The organism is Nocardia brasiliensis (assembly GCF_042691675.1).
Taxonomy (GTDB): Bacteria; Actinomycetota; Actinomycetes; order Mycobacteriales; family Mycobacteriaceae; genus Nocardia; species Nocardia brasiliensis_D.
In genome coordinates, this window is record NZ_CP170507.1 from 2,599,929 (window position 1) to 2,616,678 (window position 16,750).

Sequence of the window (16,750 nt, forward strand, 5' to 3'; positions counted from 1 at the left end):
GCGGAAGCGGCAGGATTCGAACCTGCATGGGCAATGCCCAGCCAGTCTTGGTATGGCCCCTTTTCCGTTCAGGCTCGCTTCCACATCCAGTATGCGAGCTGACAAGCCGCTCGGTGCCCCCTTCGCCCAACACGGTGCGTTAATGATCAACGGGACATGGTGGCGGGCCTTCTCGGACTTTGCCGCCACCATGTCCCGTTGATCATGGGATCAGTGGACTAGTTGGGGCTGTTTGGTGGGGGTTGGTGCGGGGCGGCGGTTCATTAGTTGTTCCCAGGTGACTGTGGCCAGGGCGGCGAGGCCGATGGCGGCGCCGATCCAGGCGACCGACGCGTAGCCGAGGTCGGCGCCGATGGCCAGGCCGCCGAGCCAGGGGCCGACGGTGATGCCGACGTTGAAGGACGAGACGTTGAATGCGGGGGCGAGGGTCGGTCCGTCGGCGGCCAAGTTGAAGACTCGGCTGTTGAGGGTGGGGTTGGTGCCGAAGCCGAAGGCGCCGAGCAGGAAGGTGAGTGCGACGACGGGGGCGGGGTGCTCGGCGGTGAGGGCTAGCAATACCGAGGTGATGATCAGGCCGGTGATGCCGACGTACAGTGTGCGGATCGGGTGGGCGTCGGCGGTGCGGCCGCCGACGACGATGCCGAGGAAACTGCCGATGCCGTACACCACCAGCACGATCGGGATCCAGCCGTCGGTCAGGCCGGTCGTTTGCGACAACAGCGCACCGAGGTAGGCGAAGCTGACCATCAGCGCGGCGGTGGCGAGTGCGGTGGTGCTGTAGGACAGCCACAGCCGCGGATTGATGATGCTGCGCAGTTCCTTTCGTAGATCCGGTGTCGCTGTCGCCCGCCCCGCCGGGATCTTGGCGAGCACGCCGAGCATGGCGAGCGCGGACATGATCGCGACGGTCCAGAAGGCGGCGCGCCAGCCGAGGTGCTGGCCGATCACGGTGCCTGCGGGCAGGCCGACGACAGTGGCGATGGTGAGTCCGCCCGCGACGATGCTCATCGCCTTGCCGCGCGCGTTCGCGGGCACCAGGCCGACGGCGGTGGTTGCCGCGACGGACCAGAATCCGGCGTAGACGAACGCGCCGACCGCCCGGGTGGCGAACAGGACCCAGTAGTCCGAAGTCAGTGCTCCGACGACGTGAGCGCCGACGAATACCGCGAGGAAGGCGAGCAGCGCATTGCGTCGCGGGAGTCGCAGCGTCGCGACCGCGAGGACCGGCGCACCTATCAGCATGCCCAGGGCGAACGCCGAAATGAGCAGTCCCGCTTGCGGAATGGAGACGCCGAGGTCGGCGGCCAGCTCGGTGAGCAGGCCGGAGAGCATCAGCTCCGAGGTGCCCTGGGCGAAAATGGACAAGCCCAGGATGTAGACGGCGAACGGCATCGAGGTACCTCTCTAGTTTTGGATCGTTCAGTTCAAAACTGGCGCACGAAAAGAGACTGTCGTCTCGGGTCGCATAGGTCAGAGGGCGTTCAGTGCCGTCGTGGCGACAGCTTCCAGCGCATCACGACCGGCACCGCCGCGGGCCGCCACGCGCATGCCCGCGATGGTGGCGTTCATGAAGTGCGCCAGCTCGCGGGCATCCTTGGCCTTGTCGATTTCTCCTGCGCGCCTGCCGCTTTCGAGTACCGCCGTCAGCGCGGCCAGTCGCAGCTCCTGATCGGCGCGCAGCGTCGCCGCCACCGCCGGATCGCGGGGGGCGAGTTCGATCATCGAGTTGACGACCAGGCAGCCGAGCGGGTCCGCATCCGGGGCCTCCACCACCTGCCACAGCAGTGCCCGCATCTTCGCCCTCGCGGATTCGTCGCCGTCGAGCAAGGCGAAGGTCGCGGCGTTCTTGGTCGCCATGTACCGGCGCAAGGCCCGCTCGAATAGATCGTGCTTGCTGGTGAAGGTGTTGTAGATGCTGCTGCGTCCCAGCCCGGTCGCATCGCACAGATCCTGGGTCGAGGTCGCCTCGTAACCGGCGCTCCAGAACGCCCGCATCGCGGCGTCCACTGCCCGCTCCTCGTCGAACTGTCTCGGTCGTGCCACGCGAACGACGCTAGCACAGTTTTGAACCGGTCGTTTCAAAAGTAAGTGATGAGAGGTTGTGCATCACTTTCTGATGATTGACCACGCATCGATACCGATGTACGATGTGATGCATGACCAGACGAACCACCTTGACCCTGACCGAGCGAGAGGAACGCACGCTGGCGACGCTCAGTGACCGAAAGGGTGCCGAGTGGGTGCTGTTCGAATCCATCGCCGCCCACCTCGGTTACTCCCTCACCCCCGACGCCTCGGAGGCAACCGTCATTCGCGTGTTGATGGCGATCGGCGCGCAGGTGCTGATCGATGAGGCGCTGGACCAGGGATATCAGCAGCTCGCCGAGATCTGGCCGGAGGTGCACGACGAAACCGAAGCTCGGGAGCGTGTGCGCAGGTACGCCGACGACGTCGATCAGGTGATGCCGGGATGACATTCGCCGCCGCAACCCGTGGTCAGATCTACCGCGCGGATATCGGTCACGGCCCCGAACCGTGGTTGATCGTGTCGAACAACCGGCGCAATCGGCAATTGCCGCGCCTACTGGCGGTGCGTATCACGACGGCGGACAAGTACGCGAGCTTGCCGACCGTGGTCCCGTTGTCAACTGCCGATCCGCTCGTGGGCTACATCGTCGCCGACGACCTGCAGCAATTGCATCGTGACGAACTCAAAGAATTACTGGGCACGGTAGCCCCAGCGACGATCATGGCTGTCAACACGGCGTTGAAGCTCGTGCTGGCCATTCCGTGACGTAAGGCAACACAAGTCACCTGCGGGAAGCAGGCCGAGGTTGTGGATCTCGAACTCGGCGGTTGGTGGCTGTCTGCGGATATCGCGGATCTGGCGGCAACCGTCGCAGAGGGTTTTGGGCTCTGGGTTGCGCCACGGGCAAGGGCATGGGGCCGGGTGAGGCGGCCCCATGGCCGAGGATCGGCCGGAGGAGATTCGGGGTGGTCACCACCGCAGAGGCTGGGTGATTCGGGTTACGGGGAGACCGCGACGCCGAGGGATTGGGCGGCGAAAACTCGGGGGGCGTCTTCGCCGTAGAAGATGTCGATGTCCTGGATTTCGAATCCGGCGGTGGTCAGCAGGCCGCGGATGTCACGGTTCAGGTTGCAGCCGCCGCACAGGGTTTTCTGGAGCGGATTCAGGCGGTTCTGCCACGTCTGTACGCCGCGGTCCGGAGCGAGTCCGTGCTCGACGAAATGCAGGGTGCCGCCGGGGGCGAGGACGCGGCGGACTTCGGCGAGCGCGGTGGAAACGTCCGGGATGGTGCACATGGTCCAGGTCGACACGGCGGAGTCGAAGGTGTTGTCCGCGAACGGAAGTGACTGCCCATCCAACCCGGCCCGCTCGATCGGCACCTTCGACGCGGCAACCCGCTTACTCGCCAGTTTCCACCCGAGATCCGCAGGCTCGACCGCACTGACCTTGTCCACCGTGTGCGGATAGAACGGCACATTCAGCCCCGACCCGAACCCGATCTCCACGACGCGCCCCCGCAACCCCGCACACACCCGCTCCCGCAGCGGCTCATTGAACCGCATCCCACAGGCAACATCCACAATCCGCGGCACAACCCGATCTCCATAAATACCCACCCCGCCCACTCTCCCACCCCCCACCCACCCGCGCCACAACTCCCCGCAGACGCCCCGCCACGCCCAACCACCCCGCGAATAGTCACCAAACCGCCGCACCCAACCCAGCGAGTCGCGCCGCGTCCGATCCAGCGTGCCGCGCCGCGCCCGATCCAGCGTGCCGTGTCCCGCCCGATCCAGCGTGCCGCGCCGCGCCCGATCCAGCGTGCCGCGCCGCGCCCGATCCAGCGTGCCGTGTCCCGCCCGATCCAGCGTGCTGTCGCGCCCGATCCAGCGTGCCGCGCCGCGCCCGATCCAGCGTGCCGTGTCCCGCCCGATCCAGCGTGCTGTCGCGCCCGATCCAGCGTGCCGTGTCCCGCACGATCCAGCGTGCTGTCGCGCCCGATCCAGCGAGTCGTGTCCCGCACGATCCAGCGAGTCGTGTCGCGTCCGATCCAGCGAGTCGTGTCCCGCACGATCCAGCGAGTCGTGTCGCGTCCGATCCAGCGAGTCGTGTCGCGTCCGATCCAGCGAGTCGTGTCGCGTCCGATCCAGCGAGTCGTGTCCCGCACGATCCAGCGTGCCGTGTCGCGTCCGATCCAGCGTGCCGCGCACGACCCAGCGTGCCCCGCACGATATTGCTGTCGAATTCGGGCGCGGGGCCGAGAACGGCGTGGGGCGGAGAACGGGGTGGGGCGGGGTTGCGGGGCGTGGAATGCTGGCGGGGTGACCTTGTTCGAGGTGTGGGCGCCGCGGCCGGAGCGGGTGCGGTTGGACCTGGATGGAGCTGTTCACCCGATGGAGCGGGTCGAGGGTGGGTGGTGGCGGGTGGTGGTTACTGCCGCGGAGGGGGCGCGGTATGGGTTTTTGCTCGATGATGATCCGACGGTGCTGCCGGATCCGCGGTCGGCGCGGCAGCCGGACGGGGTGCATGGGCGGTCGGCGCTGCACCGGCTCGACCGGTCGGTGTGGACGGATGCGGGCTGGACCGGGCGGCCGTTGGCGGGGGCGGTGTATTACGAGATGCACGTCGGGACCTTCACCCTGGAAGGCACCTTCGACTCGGCGATCGAGCGGCTCGATTACCTGGTCGACCTGGGTGTCACCGTGGTTGAGCTGATGCCGGTGAACGCGTTCGACGGGCCGCACAACTGGGGGTACGACGGCGTGCTCTGGTACGCGGTGCACGAACCCTACGGCGGGCCGGACGGGTTGCAGCGGTTCGTCGACGCCTGCCACGCGCGTGGGCTGGCGGTCGCGCTCGACGTCGTCTACAACCATCTCGGTCCCTCCGGCAACTACCTGCCCCGCTTCGCGCCCTACCTCACCGATGGCCGCAACACCTGGGGGCAGAGCCTCAACCTGGACGGCCCCGATTCCGACGAGGTGCGCGCACACATCATCGGCAACGCGCTGCGCTGGCTGCGCGATTTCCACATCGACGCACTGCGACTGGACGCAGTGCACGCCCTGGTCGACCGAACCGCCACCCACCTGCTCGCCGAACTCGCCACCGAGACAACACGTCTCGCCGCCCACCTGCGCAGACCACTCACCCTGATCGCGGAAAGCGACCTCAACGACCCCACCTTGATCACCCCGCGCGCCGCGGGCGGTTACGGGCTGACCGGGCAGTGGAACGACGACCTGCATCACGCGATCCACACCGCGGTCTCCGGCGAACGACAGGGCTACTACGCAGATTTCGGCTCACTGCGCTGCCTCGCCCACACACTGACGCACGGATTCTTCCACGCCGCAACATTTTCCAGCTTCCGCGGCCGCACCCACGGCCGTCCGATCGACACCAGGGTGACCCCGGCCAGCGCACTGCTCGCCTACACCTGCAACCACGATCAGATCGGCAACCGCGCCATCGGCGACCGCCCGAGCGCCTACCTCACCGACGGACAACTGGCGATCAAAGCCGCACTCGTGCTGTGCTCGCCGTACACGCCCATGCTGTTCATGGGGGAGGAGTGGGGCGCCCGCACCCCCTTCCTGTTCTTCACCTCGCACACCGACCCGGTGATCGCCGCCGCCACCGCGGCCGGCCGCAAGGCCGAGTTCGCCGAACACGGCTGGCACACCGACGACGTCCCCGATCCGCAGGACCCGTCGACATTCCTGCGCTCGAAGCTGGACTGGACCGAACTCGACGAAGCCCGCCACGTTCGGCTACTTTCCTGCTACCGCAAGCTGCTGGCCCTGCGCCGGGAAAGGCCGGAACTCACCGACCCGTGGCTGCCGCACGTCTCCGTCGACTACGACGCCGCGGCCGGTTGGATCGTGCTGCGCCGCGGCCCACTGCAGTTGGTGTGCAATCTGTCCGAAGACCAGGTCACGGTGCCGATCACCGGTTTTTCGCTGCTGTCCTGGGAACCGCCAACCGAAGGGCCGTCGGCGACAACGATTCCCGCCCACTCGTTCGCGATCCTCGAGGACCGGGTAACGGATCCGCCACGCGGTCACTGACATCCGCACATCGGCCGCCGAATCCGGTTGCGGGAAAGTCACGATAGAACTGCTGTCCGAGACAGATCCATTGCCGGGTGTGACGGACGCTATTACCGTGGAATCATGAGCAACGACGCTTCGGGGGATCTAGCGCCGATCCCAGCCGGAATGGGTGGCAGCGCCACCGCCGAATTCGCCCCACTGGTACGCGCTTTCGCCAGGACTTTCGGGCGTCGCCGGGGTGCGGGCGGCGCGCTGGCGGTGCATCTGCACGGCGAGCCACTGCTCGACATCTGGATCGGATCCGCGGGCACCAGCCCGTGGACCCAGGACACCGGGTCGATCATCTTCTCCGCGACGAAGGGCGTCACCGCCACCGTCATCCATCGCCTCGCCGACCGCGGACTGCTCGATTACACCGCACCGGTCGCCGAGTACTGGCCGGAATTCGGCGCCAACGGCAAGCACAAGATCACCGTGCGGCAGGCGATGACGCACAGTGCGGGCCTGTCCGCCCTCGCGCCGATCGCCACCGGTCTCGACGATGTGCTCGATCATCAGCTGATGGAGCAGCGCTTGGCCGCCGCGAAACCCGATCGGCTGCTGGGTGTTCCGGCCTATCACGCGCTCACCTACGGCTGGCTGATGGGCGGGCTTGCTCGCGCGATCACCGGCCGCGGGCTGGCGGAGTTGTTCCGCTCGGAGGTCGCCGAGCCGCTCGGCGTCGACGGCATCCATCTCGGCACCCCGCCCGCGCACGCGCCCACCAGCTACGCCCCGCTGGCGGGTTCACAGTTGAGCTTGATCGGAAAACCGGTCGGCTCACTGGTGTTGGGCCGCAGCCATCTGATCCCCGGTGCGCTGGGTGCCGCGACGCGCTGCCTGTTCCTGCCCGGCTTGGAGACCATCCTGGAAGGGCAGGATCCGCCGATCCTGCGGACCGAACTGGGTGCGGGCAACGGTGTCTGTACCGCGCCGGCCTTGGCCACCATGTACGGCGCGCTGGCGAACAATGGTGTCGCGGCGGGCCGTCCGTACCTCAGTCCGCGAACCATCAAGGCCATACGCCGAATTCAGACCTACCGGCTCGACAGCGCCCTGTTCTACGCGCCCATGATGTGGCGCCTCGGCTACCACTCGCTGCCGATGCCGGGGGCACGCGCCGGATTCGGTCACATCGGTCTCGGCGGTTCCTTCGGCTGGGCCGAACCGCGACTGGGCCTTTCGGTCGGCTTCGTGCACAACCGGCTCTCGGCCGGGCAGCTGTCCTACGACCAGTCGGCGGCGTTCTGGTTGCTACCGCTCGTGCTGAACTGCCTGCGCGCCACCAAGCGCGTCCCGATGGCGGAGACGCGCGAGGCGGCGGCGTGACTCAGGTCAGGTAGCGGTACGCGGGCGAGCCCGGCTCCAGCCGCTCGCACTGGATCGGCGACTCGTCCATCCGTACCAGCAACGGGCCCAACCCATCCGGGGTCCCGAGCTCGATACCGACCAGCGCCGAACCGGTTTCGCGGTTGTTCCGCTTGACGTATTCGAACATGGTGATGTCGTCGTCCGGCCCGAGTACCTCGTCCAGGAAGCGTCGCAGCGCGCCCGGCTCTTGCGGAAAGTCCACCAGGAAATAGTGTTTCAGGCCGCGGTGGACCAGTGAGCGCTCGATGATCTCGCCGTAGCGCGACACATCGTTGTTGCCGCCGGAGACCAGGCAGACCACCGTCGAGCCGGGCTCCACCGCGAGCTCGCTGAGCGCGGTGACCGCGAGCGCGCCCGCGGGTTCGGCGATGATGCCCTCGTTCTGGTACAGGTCGAGCATGGTCGTGCAGATCGCCCCTTCGTCGACCTGCATCATCCGGAAAGAGCCCGCGCCGCTAGGGGACTCGGTGGTGGTCAGTAACGGCAGCGAGGCGTGCGAGACCACCCGGCCGCCGAACTTGGCGACCGCCGCGAACGGCACCCTGCCGATCCGGCGCACCGCGGCACCGTCGACGAACGGATCGATTTCCGGCAGCGTCACCGGCCCGCCCGCGACCAACGCCGCGGTCATCGAGGCCGCGCCGGCCGGTTCCACGCCGAGAATCGCGGTGCGTGGCGATCGGTCCCGCAGGTAGGTGCCGACGCCGGCCAGGCAGCCGCCGCCACCCACCGGAACCACCACCAGGTCGGGCGAGCCACCGAGCTGCTCCAGGATCTCCGGTGCGATGGTGCCCTGTCCGGCCGCGGTGCGCGCGTCGTCGAACGGCGGCACCATGGTCGCGCCGGTGCGTTCGACATCGGCGGCGGCCGCCGCCGCGGCGGCATCGTAGGTTTCCCCGACGGCGATCAGCTGCACGAACTCGCCGCCGTGCACCCGGATCCGGTCACGCTTCTGCCTGGGGGTGGTGGTCGGCACGTAGATGCGGCCCTTGATGCCCATCGCGTGGCAGGCGAAGGCCACCCCCTGCGCGTGGTTGCCCGCGCTGGCGGCGACCACACCCGCGGCGCGCTCGCTCTCGGTCAGCTGCATCACCAGGTTGTAGGCGCCGCGCAGCTTGTAGGAGCGGACCGCGGACAGGTCCTCGCGCTTGAGGTAGACGTTCGCTCCGGTGAGCCGCGATAGCCGCTCGCTGCGCTGCAGCGGAGTCGGCTCGATAATGTCGGCAATTCGCTTGGCGGCAGCGTCGATCTCGTCCGCGCTCAGCGCGGGACGAGAAGCGGACAGTGCGTCGATGACATCAAGCGGATTGGACACCCGAAATATGCTGCCACCCGCCGCGTCGGGCGGACGCGGCGGGTAGCAGTGACAGGTTGGTTATCGCGGGGTCAGCACGAAGACCGGGATCTGGCGATCGGTCTTCTTCGTGTACTCCACGTAGTCCGGCCAGACCTCGACGGCCCGGTCCCACCACAGCTGGCGCTCGTCACCGAAGACTTCGCGCGCGGTGTAATCCTTGACCACGGTGCCGTCGCGCAACTCGACGTGCGGATCGGCCTTGATGTTGTAGTACCAGACGGGGTTCTTCGGCGCGCCGCCCAACGAGGCGACCACCGCGTATTCCCCGTCGTGCTCCACCCGCATCAGCGGGGTCTTGCGCAGCTTGCCGGACTTCGCACCCTTGGTGGTGAGCAGGATGACCGGCTTGCCCTGCATCGTGGTGCCCTCGGTGCCGCCGGAGTTCTCGATTGTCTCGACCTGTTCGCGGGCCATGGCGGACGGGCTCGGTTCGTACTCTCCTGTCAGTGGCATATCTGCGGAACGTGGGACGAATCGACTGTGTTCCCGGCGACACAAAGTTCGGTAGCCCGAACTTCGCAGTGCGTATATCCTTACTGGATGGCAGTTGTTCACCCGTCGGCCCGCTCCGCGACCATCGACATCGCGGGTAGTGCGTGGCCGGTCTACAAGCTGGAGGCACTCGCCGCCGGGCTGCTGACCTGCCTGATCCTGGCCGTGATCACCGGCTCCCCGCAGATCGCGGTGCTGGTCGCGGCCGCGGTGGGCGCAACCCGCTGGCTGGCCGGAGTGGCCGTCGCGCGTCGCGCGACCGACCGGACCGGCCGCTAGGCCGCGTCGAGCGGCAAATCCGCGAGCTCACCTCGCGACAACACACCCAGCTTCGGATACGCCTTGTAGAGGTGATGCCCGACCGTGCGCGGACTCAGGAACAGCTGCGCCGCGATATCTCGATTGGACATGCCTTGCGCGGCGAGCCGCACGATCTGTAGTTCCTGCGGCGTCAGCCTGGCCAGCACACCGTGCGCGGGCTTGGCCGCCGTGCCGACGCCGAGCGCCCCGAGTTCGGTGCGGGTTCGCTCCGCCCACGGTCCCGCGTCGAGCCGTTCGAAGGTTTCCAGCGCGGGTGAGAGCTGGGTCCGCGCGTCCGCCTTGCGGCGATTGCGGCGCAACCATTCGCCGTACAGCAGTTGGGTTCTCGCCTGTTCGAACGGACGGCCGCCGAGCCGCAGTGCCGCGAGATAGTGCTGTTCGGCTTCGGCGTCGGCGGCGGTGAGAGCGCGGCAGCGAGCGGCCAGCGCCGCGATCCAGTCCTGTCGCGCGGTCGCGGCCCACTCGGTCAGCCGGTCGAGCGCGTCGCCCGCACGGTTCGGATCGCCGAGCCGGACCGCCGCCTCGATCAGGTCGGGCAGCGCACGGAGCCCGCCCACCTGGTGACGCGCGGGTTCCACGGTGAGCAGTTCCAGTCGGGCCAGCGCACTGTCGACCTTGCCGAGCCCCAGGTCCAGCAGACCGAGGGCGAGCTGAGTCCATGTCGCACCGGGCGCCGCGCCGCCGCCGAACTCCTCGGCCAGTGCTCGATCGACCATTTCCCGGCATTCCTGCGCCCGCCCTTCCAACGCGGCCAGATACGCCAGGAACGCCGACAGCTGGCTGATCCACTGGCCGTGCCCGAGGTCGGTGGCGATCCGCAGTCCTTCGGTCGCGGCGACGCGGCCCTCACCCGGTCGACCGAGGAACGCCTCGGCCTCGGCGCGGAAGAACAGCAGCGTGGGCAGCAGCGCGATCCTGCCTTGCTCGCGGCATTCGGCGATGAGCTCGGCCGCCAGCTCGGCGACCTGGTCGTCCTGACCGACCACGAACCCCATCCCGCACATCTGCACCAGGTCTCGGGGACTGTCCGCGCCCGCGTCCCTGGCCGTGGCGGCGGCCACCCGCAGATCGATGGTGTACCTGCCGGTCATCGACGCGACGAGGCATCGCGCGATGGGCGCCATCGGAGTGGTGTCGGGCAGCGATAGCGCCGTCAGGGCAGCACCGACTTCCGCCACTTCCGGCGCACCGAGATACCAAGCGGTGTGCACGGCCTGGATGAGGATGCGGGCCGCCCGCAGCGGTTCGGACTCGCGCACCGCCGCCGCGGCGCCGAGCAACAGTCGATGCGCCGAAAGTGGCTTGCCCGCCCCGAATTCCGCGACGCCGCGGACCAGGTCGAGCCGTGCCAGCACCAGCGGATCGGTCGTCTGGGCGGCCGCGCGTTCGGCCAGTTGCCTGGCCAGATCGGGCAGGCCGGTCTCCCCGGCGGTCTCGGCGGCCAGCACCAGCCTGCGCACCCGGTCCGCCGCGTTGGTGCTGAGCCCGGCGGCGCGCTCGTAGGCCGCGACCGCACCGTGGTATCCGCTGCGCTGACGCACCCGATCGGCGGTGTCCTCCAGGGCGGCCGCGGTGGTGTCGTCCGGGCCGGTGGCCGCCGAGGCCAGATGCCAGGCGCGCAAATCGGCGTCCTCGGGCGCGGTGAGCGCGTCGGCGAGGGCGCGGTGCACGGCGAGCCGCTGGGCCAGCGGCGCACCCTGATACACCGCCGAGCGCAACAGCGGATGCCGGAAGGTCAGTGTTCGTCCGTCACTGTGCACCAGCGCCGCGTCCTCGGCGGGCTGCAGATCGGGTAGGTGCGCGTCGAGTGCCGCGCCCGCGCGCAGCACCGTGGCGAGTTCGGCGGTGCTCGCGGCGGCGGCGACCAGCAGCAGCAATCGGGTACGCGTCGGCAGCCTGCTCGCCTGACCGTGGAAGGCGACCTGGAGCCGCTGGGTCAGCGGCAGCGGATTCGGCCCCGTGCCAGCCGATTCCGCCGCGAGCACGGCGGGCAGCTCACGCAAGGCCAGTGGATTGCCACCGGCCTCGCTGAGCAACCGATATCTCAGCACCGGCGACAGGTCCGGGTCGCGACTGTCCACCATGGCGGCGGCCGCTTCCTGCGGCAGCCCGGTGAGCATCAGCTCGGGCAGGCCGGGCGCGGGGAAGTCGTCCGCGCCGGGACGGCTCGCGAAGATCATCACCACGCCTTCGGAGTCCAGGCGGCGCGCCGCGAACAGCAGGGTTTCCGCGGTCGCCCGGTCGAGCCAATGCGCGTCGTCGATCACGCAGAGCAGCGGCCCGTCGGCCGCCTCCTCGGCCAGCAGCGACAGCACGGCCAGGCCGATCAGCATGCGATCGCCCGGATCCTGTTGGGCCAGACCGAAAGCGCCGCGCAACGCCGCGCGCTGTCGCTCGGGCAGTGTGTCCAGCAGTGCCATGCCGGGACGTACCAGCAGATGCAGTCCGGCGAACGGCAATTCGGCCTCGGACTCGATGCCCGCGCTGCGCACCGTCGGAACGCCTTGGGCGGCGGCATAATCCAGCAGCGCCGTCTTGCCGATGCCCGGTTCGCCGCGCAGCACCAGCGCGCTGCTCCGGCCGTCCCTGGCCGCCGCGAGCAGCCGATCGATGTGTGCTTGTTCGGCTGCGCGTCCATGGAGCATGCCCACACCGTAGCGGTCTGCTGGACAAACGTTCAGCCCTTGCCGGGGCAGCGATCGGTTCGCGGTAAGCGTCGTGTCGTAAGCCGGATGTATAGCGATCGGCTACTAAGGTTCGAGACTATGGCGTCGAACGGGAAAAGGGCGGTCCAGGCACTGGCGGGCGTCGTCATGGCCTATGCGTCCGTGGCTGCCTTCGCGCCGGCGGTGGACGCCGAGATCATCAGCATGCCGCCGCACGAGAAGTCGTTCGTCCCGCCGGGTGGCGGCGGGAAGAAATTCACCGTCGGCAGCAGGGACGAGTACATCAACCGGCTGCCGCCGTTGAACTTCATGGGGACCACCCGGGAAGCGCTGGTCAGTTCGATCGCCTACGGCCGGGTCGAGGGCGCGACCGCGGGCAAGGTCCGGATCGGTTACCACGTCGGCTGCGCGGTGACCATCGGCGCGACCACGCTCGGCGCGACACCCGACGTCATCATCAGCCAGACGCCCGCCTTCAACCCGGACCCGGTCGCCACCCTGAACCTCGCCCCCGGCGACGTCGGCGAGGTCGCGATCGCCGAGAAGGAGATGGTCCCGGGCAAGCTGGTCTACCTCAGCTTCCGCGACTTCCACATCAAGGTGAACTCCTGCACCGGCCCGGTCACCATCCGGCAGTACGCCTACGTCGATTTCAAATCGCCGGAGGTCGACGATTCCGGCGCCGTGTTCGGCGACCCGACCTGGCTGTAAGCGCTTCCGTCCGGCCGCCCGTCGGAGCGGCTACCTGTTGAAACAGGCGTTTTTCATTAACGTCGGCCCGTGCGTGCTCGATGATTCGAGTAGTCGAGTACGCGGGTTTCAGCAGGATTCCGGCGGGAGGATGGGGGCCATGAAACGCCTGGTCGTGTGTTGTGACGGCACCTGGAAAGCAGAGTCGAGCAGCACGGTATCGAACATCATCAAGATCGCGCAGACGATCCGGTTCGACGCGCCGGGTCCGACGGGGGAGATGATCCAGCAGTGGGTCACCTATGTATCCGGGCCCGGTGCCCGCGGCTTCCTCGCCGACCGGCTGATGGGGGGCGCGTTCGGGCTCGGACTCGAGGCGAATCTGTCATCCGCGTACTGGCACCTGGCCCTGAACTGGGAGCCGGGCGACCAGATCTACATCTTCGGTTTCAGCCGCGGCGCGTTCACCGCGCGCAGCCTGGCCGGTTTGATCGACCGCATCGGGATCCTCACCCCGGAGGCCATGATCGGCGGGAAGTATCCGGAAGCGCTGGCGATCCATCAGGAGGTGCCGCCGGCCGACGGCACGATCCCGCAGCGCTGGACCGACTTCCGCACAAAGTATTGTCACCAGGACGTCCCCAAGATCGACTTCCTCGGCGTCTTCGACACCGTCGGCGCGCTCGGCGTGCCCGGGGTGACCTCGCTGCGGTACAAGTTCCACGACGTCAAGCTCGCGCCGACGGTGCACTGCGCCAGGCAGGCGCTGGCCATCGATGAGCGGCGGCGCAATTTCGAGCCGTGCCTCTGGGAGGTGCCGGTGGAGACGAAGGTGAAGTACCGCAGGGGATTCCAGCGGGTCAAGCAGGTGTGGTTCGAGGGGGTGCACAGCGATATCGGTGGCGGATACAAGGAATGCGGACTCTCCGACATCACCTTGCACTGGATGGTGCGGGAGGCCGAGTCGGTCGGGCTCGCCTTCGACCGGGAGCGGTTGGAGCAACTGTCCGAGAACTGCAAGGTCTGGGGCGATAAGCACATGCTTCGGCATCCCTCGCTCGGCGTCGGCTACCGCGTCCTGAACCTGTTGCGCACCATGCGCAATCCGCGCAGCCAGCGGTTCTACCTGGACTCCTGGCGGCAGCTGGCCAACGGGCACGAGCAGGGCATCCGGTTGGCCTCGCTGGTCAACGAGGCCGACGATTACGATCCGCCGAACCTGCAACGGTGGCGCGAGCGGCTCGGCGGCATGTTCCCCGAGGAACTGCTCGAGAAGGTCAGCCGGGTCTCAGCGCACCAGTAGGGCGACGGGCAGCCGAGCGAACAGCTTCTCCAGCCGAGCCCGGCCCTGGAAAGTGTGTCCGGTGAGCCGGTCCGTCCAGTTCCCTTGTGGGAGATCGAGAGTCGTATCACCCCAGCCGGTTTCGGCGAGTCCGACGCTGTGCCGGGTGGCCGCGACGATCACCTCCGGGGCCGCACCGAGGCGGCCCCGGGCGTAGGACACCAACCTGCTCGCCTGCTCGCCGGTGGCGAACAGCGGCAGGTAGGTGCCCCCGACAAAGCAGTCGGGGCGTTCCCTACGCAGCCACAGCGCGTACGCGACGATCCACATCTTCGCTGCGCCGGTGGTGTCCAAAGCGGGTGTGCCGGTGAGTGATTGCAGCATGCCCGCGCGCACCGCGAAGTCCACCGGGCGGCGGTTGTCGGGATCGACAAGGGTGTCTTCCCACAGCTCGCAGCCCTGGTAGATGTCCGGGATGCCGGGTCCGCAGAGCTGGAGCAGCTTCTGCGACAACGCGTCCGACCACGCGTGCGGGGCCAGCTCGTGCACCAGGTCGCCGAGTTCGGAGCCGACCGGGCCGTCGATCACCGCGTCGATCCAGCTGTGCACGGCGGACTCGAAGTCGGCATCCGGTTCCTCCCAAGAGGTTTTGGTGCCTGCCTCGCGAATCGACTTCTCGGCGAACAGATGCAGCCGTTCCCGCAAGCCGGGGACCGAGGCGGCGGGGCGGCCGTCGGCGGGCCACACCCCGAACATGTTCTGCAACAAGAACAATGTGGTGGCGCCGTCCGGTCCCGGGGTGGTCTCCTCCCACGATTCGACATTCTGCGCCCAGGTGTCGGCCGCCTGGGAGAGCACGCCGATCCGGGCGCGCACGTCCTCGCCGCGCTTGGTGTCGTGGGTGGACAGCGTGGTCATGGTCGCGGGCCAGCGCTGCGCGCGTTCGCTGTTGGACAGGTGGAACTCGTTGAGCGAGTGGCCGAACCGGGCCGGGTTGCCGCCGACCTCCTGCAAGGAGACCAGCCGGGCGGCCTGATAGAACATGGTGTCCTCGACCGCCTTCGCGGTGACCGCGCCGCAGACCTGGCTGAACCGGACCGCGGCCTCGCCGTCCGAGGCGAGCGCGGTGACCAGCACCGCGAGCGGGGCGGTGAGTTCGCTGTTGCGCTTCTCCACCTCGGCGATGACGGCGCCGATCATGCCGGCCAGCGGCGCGTAGTCGGCCCGGTACACCGGCATGAAGGCGAGCACCTCGATGGTGGCGTTGGTCATCGCCATGGTGTCGAAGCTCTCCGCGGCGGCGTCCCGCTTGATCGCCGCGACCAGGCGGCGGACCTCGGGCGCCAGAATGCTTTCCGCGACCGCCCGCTTGATCCGGTGCTCGGTCTCGCCGATCCAGGCGCGGTCGCTGCCGTGCCCGGCCACCTTCTTCGACAGCTCGGTCAGCGCTTGCTCGCCGTCCGGGTCGATGAGGACGCCGCCGAAGTCGGCGAGCGCGTCGTAGCCGGTGGTGCCGTCGACCGGCAGCGTCGCGTCGAGCGGCTCCCGGTTGGCCAGGATCTTCTCCACCAGCAGCAGCCGGTGCGGGCCGATCAGCCTGCGCACCCGCGCGAGATAGGCGGCGGGGTAGGACAATCCGTCCGGGTGGTCGATCCGCACGCCGTCGATGAGGTCGTGCTCGCACCAGGCGGCGAGTTCGCGGTGGGTGGCCTCGAAGACCTCCGGGTCCTCCTGGCGGATCGCGGCGAGGCTGCTGACCGCGAAGAACCGGCGGTAGGTGCACACGCCCGCCTTCCAGCTCACCAGGCGGTAGTGCTGCTTGTCGTGGATGCGCAGCGCGTTGTCACCGTCGGTGCCCGGCGCGATGGGGAAGCGCAGATCATGCAGTGCCAGCATGGGTTCCGGGCCGGACCGGTCGACGGTGAGTGCCGCCGGGTCGTTGTCGCTCTGCAGCACCGGAAGGGCCAGTCGTCCGCCCGCGCCGTTGCCCGGGCTCCAGTCGATGTCGAAGTAGTGCGCGAACGCCGATTCGCGGCCGTTGCGCAGCACATCCCACCACCACGGGTTCTGCCGCGGATCGGCCACCCCGACGTGGTTGGGCACCAGGTCGACGAGCAAACCCATGCCGCGACTGCGCACTTCGTCGGACAGGGCCTTGAGGCCGATGGGGCCGCCGAGCGCGGCCGACACCGTAGTGGGGTCGGTGACGTCGTAGCCGTGCGTCGAACCGTGCGTCGCGGTGAGGATGGGTGACAGGTACAGGTGCGAAATACCCAGCTGCTGTAGGTATTCGGCGATCGCGCGGGCGTCGCCAAAGGTCAGCGCGTCAGGGCGCAGCTGGAGTCGATAGGTGCTGCGGATCGTCGTCGGCCTGGCCGGTGTGCGGCGCAGCGAGAGCGGATCGGTCACGTGCGTCTCGGGGGGTTCGGGTGTCGTCATGGGCGTTCG

At 68.4% G+C, this 16,750-nt stretch carries 15 protein-coding genes and 1 tRNA gene; 7 read left to right on the plus strand and 9 right to left on the minus strand.

The genetic code is table 11. The features are described 5' to 3' along the window. Nucleotide 1: 1 nt before the first annotated feature. The 3 genes from ACFK0J_RS12130 to ACFK0J_RS12140 all read right to left on the minus strand — a co-directional run bounded on the left by ACFK0J_RS12130 (nucleotide 2) and on the right by ACFK0J_RS12140 (nucleotide 2,043). Nucleotides 2-82 (minus strand) — tRNA-OTHER (locus ACFK0J_RS12130). 128 nt (nucleotides 83-210) lie between these two features. Further along, nucleotides 211-1,392, minus strand: coding sequence for a Cmx/CmrA family chloramphenicol efflux MFS transporter (locus ACFK0J_RS12135; RefSeq protein WP_378739443.1), 1,182 nt, complete (start codon nucleotides 1,390-1,392; stop codon nucleotides 211-213). Nucleotides 1,393-1,470: 78 nt separating this feature from the next. Continuing rightward, nucleotides 1,471-2,043 carry a TetR/AcrR family transcriptional regulator gene (locus tag ACFK0J_RS12140; protein WP_378739446.1) on the minus strand — a complete coding sequence of 191 codons (573 nt, stop codon included), beginning with the start codon at nucleotides 2,041-2,043 and terminating at the stop codon, nucleotides 1,471-1,473. Between the two features lie 113 nt (nucleotides 2,044-2,156). Here ACFK0J_RS12140 and ACFK0J_RS12145 point away from each other — a divergent pair, with 113 nt between their 5' ends. Both ACFK0J_RS12145 and ACFK0J_RS12150 read left to right on the plus strand, forming a co-directional pair. After that, nucleotides 2,157-2,474: a hypothetical protein gene (locus ACFK0J_RS12145; protein WP_378739448.1), complete on the plus strand. Its 318-nt coding sequence runs from the start codon at nucleotides 2,157-2,159 to the stop codon at nucleotides 2,472-2,474. Further along, entirely contained in the window at nucleotides 2,471-2,794 is a 324-nt protein-coding gene (locus tag ACFK0J_RS12150) for a type II toxin-antitoxin system PemK/MazF family toxin (RefSeq protein ID WP_378739451.1), read from the plus strand. The genes ACFK0J_RS12145 and ACFK0J_RS12150 overlap by 4 nt, the downstream gene beginning before the upstream one ends. 233 nt (nucleotides 2,795-3,027) lie before the next feature. Here the strand turns inward: ACFK0J_RS12150 and ACFK0J_RS12155 are convergent, their stop codons facing one another. After that, nucleotides 3,028-3,591: a class I SAM-dependent methyltransferase gene (locus tag ACFK0J_RS12155; RefSeq protein ID WP_378739452.1), complete on the minus strand. Its 564-nt coding sequence runs from the start codon at nucleotides 3,589-3,591 to the stop codon at nucleotides 3,028-3,030. Further along, nucleotides 3,507-4,196 carry a hypothetical protein gene (locus ACFK0J_RS12160; RefSeq protein ID WP_378739454.1) on the minus strand — a complete coding sequence of 230 codons (690 nt, stop codon included), beginning with the start codon at nucleotides 4,194-4,196 and terminating at the stop codon, nucleotides 3,507-3,509. Before ACFK0J_RS12160 ends, ACFK0J_RS12155 begins: the two co-directional genes overlap by 85 nt. A gap of 154 nt (nucleotides 4,197-4,350) precedes the next feature. On the opposite strand from ACFK0J_RS12160, the gene treZ reads away from it, so the two are divergent. Then, nucleotides 4,351-6,099, plus strand: coding sequence for a malto-oligosyltrehalose trehalohydrolase (gene treZ / locus ACFK0J_RS12165; protein WP_378739456.1), 1,749 nt, complete (start codon nucleotides 4,351-4,353; stop codon nucleotides 6,097-6,099). 105 nt (nucleotides 6,100-6,204) lie between these two features. Then, nucleotides 6,205-7,452, plus strand: a complete 1,248-nt coding sequence (locus tag ACFK0J_RS12170) for a serine hydrolase domain-containing protein (protein ID WP_378739458.1) — start codon at nucleotides 6,205-6,207, stop codon at nucleotides 7,450-7,452. Nucleotide 7,453: 1 nt separating this feature from the next. Here the strand turns inward: ACFK0J_RS12170 and ilvA are convergent, their stop codons facing one another. Beyond that, nucleotides 7,454-8,809, minus strand: a complete 1,356-nt coding sequence (gene ilvA / locus ACFK0J_RS12175; protein ID WP_378739460.1) for a threonine ammonia-lyase IlvA — start codon at nucleotides 8,807-8,809, stop codon at nucleotides 7,454-7,456. A gap of 60 nt (nucleotides 8,810-8,869) precedes the next feature. Continuing rightward, entirely contained in the window at nucleotides 8,870-9,304 is a 435-nt protein-coding gene (locus ACFK0J_RS12180; RefSeq protein WP_378739462.1) for a nitroreductase family deazaflavin-dependent oxidoreductase, read from the minus strand. Between the two features lie 87 nt (nucleotides 9,305-9,391). On the opposite strand from ACFK0J_RS12180, the gene ACFK0J_RS12185 reads away from it, so the two are divergent. Next, the gene (locus tag ACFK0J_RS12185; RefSeq protein ID WP_378739465.1) at nucleotides 9,392-9,622 is read left to right on the plus strand and encodes a hypothetical protein; all 231 of its coding nucleotides are present in this window, start codon (nucleotides 9,392-9,394) and stop codon (nucleotides 9,620-9,622) included. On the opposite strand, the gene ACFK0J_RS12190 is transcribed toward ACFK0J_RS12185, so the two are convergent. Continuing rightward, nucleotides 9,619-12,309 (minus strand): AAA family ATPase, encoded by a 2,691-nt coding sequence (locus ACFK0J_RS12190; RefSeq protein WP_378739467.1) that lies wholly within the window; start codon nucleotides 12,307-12,309, stop codon nucleotides 9,619-9,621. The two genes, ACFK0J_RS12185 and ACFK0J_RS12190, sit on opposite strands and share 4 nt — an antisense overlap. Before the next feature lie 120 nt (nucleotides 12,310-12,429). Here ACFK0J_RS12190 and ACFK0J_RS12195 point away from each other — a divergent pair, with 120 nt between their 5' ends. Together ACFK0J_RS12195 and ACFK0J_RS12200 are read left to right on the plus strand one after the other, a co-directional pair. Next, nucleotides 12,430-13,041, plus strand: a complete 612-nt coding sequence (locus ACFK0J_RS12195; RefSeq protein WP_378739469.1) for an MspA family porin — start codon at nucleotides 12,430-12,432, stop codon at nucleotides 13,039-13,041. A gap of 139 nt (nucleotides 13,042-13,180) precedes the next feature. Next, nucleotides 13,181-14,323: a DUF2235 domain-containing protein gene (locus ACFK0J_RS12200; RefSeq protein ID WP_378739472.1), complete on the plus strand. Its 1,143-nt coding sequence runs from the start codon at nucleotides 13,181-13,183 to the stop codon at nucleotides 14,321-14,323. On the opposite strand, the gene treY is transcribed toward ACFK0J_RS12200, so the two are convergent. After that, a complete protein-coding gene (gene treY / locus ACFK0J_RS12205; RefSeq protein WP_378739474.1) occupies nucleotides 14,309-16,741 on the minus strand; it encodes a malto-oligosyltrehalose synthase in 2,433 nt (810 codons plus the stop codon). The genes ACFK0J_RS12200 and treY overlap by 15 nt on opposite strands. Nucleotides 16,742-16,750: the final 9 nt, after the last annotated feature.

Excerpts from the sequence above, each read along its gene's own strand:
- ACFK0J_RS12155 (WP_378739452.1), bottom strand. The coding sequence starts at position 3,591 with ATGCGGTTCAATGAGCCGCTGCGGGAGCGGGTGTGTGCGGGGTTGCGG.
- ACFK0J_RS12135 (WP_378739443.1), bottom strand. The coding sequence starts at position 1,392 with ATGCCGTTCGCCGTCTACATCCTGGGCTTGTCCATTTTCGCCCAGGGC.
- ACFK0J_RS12195 (WP_378739469.1), top strand. The coding sequence starts at position 12,430 with ATGGCGTCGAACGGGAAAAGGGCGGTCCAGGCACTGGCGGGCGTCGTC.
- ACFK0J_RS12180 (WP_378739462.1), bottom strand. The coding sequence starts at position 9,304 with ATGCCACTGACAGGAGAGTACGAACCGAGCCCGTCCGCCATGGCCCGC.
- ACFK0J_RS12185 (WP_378739465.1), top strand. The coding sequence starts at position 9,392 with ATGGCAGTTGTTCACCCGTCGGCCCGCTCCGCGACCATCGACATCGCG.
- ACFK0J_RS12170 (WP_378739458.1), top strand. The coding sequence starts at position 6,205 with ATGAGCAACGACGCTTCGGGGGATCTAGCGCCGATCCCAGCCGGAATG.
- ACFK0J_RS12150 (WP_378739451.1), top strand. The coding sequence starts at position 2,471 with ATGACATTCGCCGCCGCAACCCGTGGTCAGATCTACCGCGCGGATATC.
- ACFK0J_RS12145 (WP_378739448.1), top strand. The coding sequence starts at position 2,157 with ATGACCAGACGAACCACCTTGACCCTGACCGAGCGAGAGGAACGCACG.
- ACFK0J_RS12190 (WP_378739467.1), bottom strand. The coding sequence starts at position 12,309 with ATGCTCCATGGACGCGCAGCCGAACAAGCACACATCGATCGGCTGCTC.
- ACFK0J_RS12200 (WP_378739472.1), top strand. The coding sequence starts at position 13,181 with ATGAAACGCCTGGTCGTGTGTTGTGACGGCACCTGGAAAGCAGAGTCG.
- treY (WP_378739474.1), bottom strand. The coding sequence starts at position 16,741 with ATGACGACACCCGAACCCCCCGAGACGCACGTGACCGATCCGCTCTCG.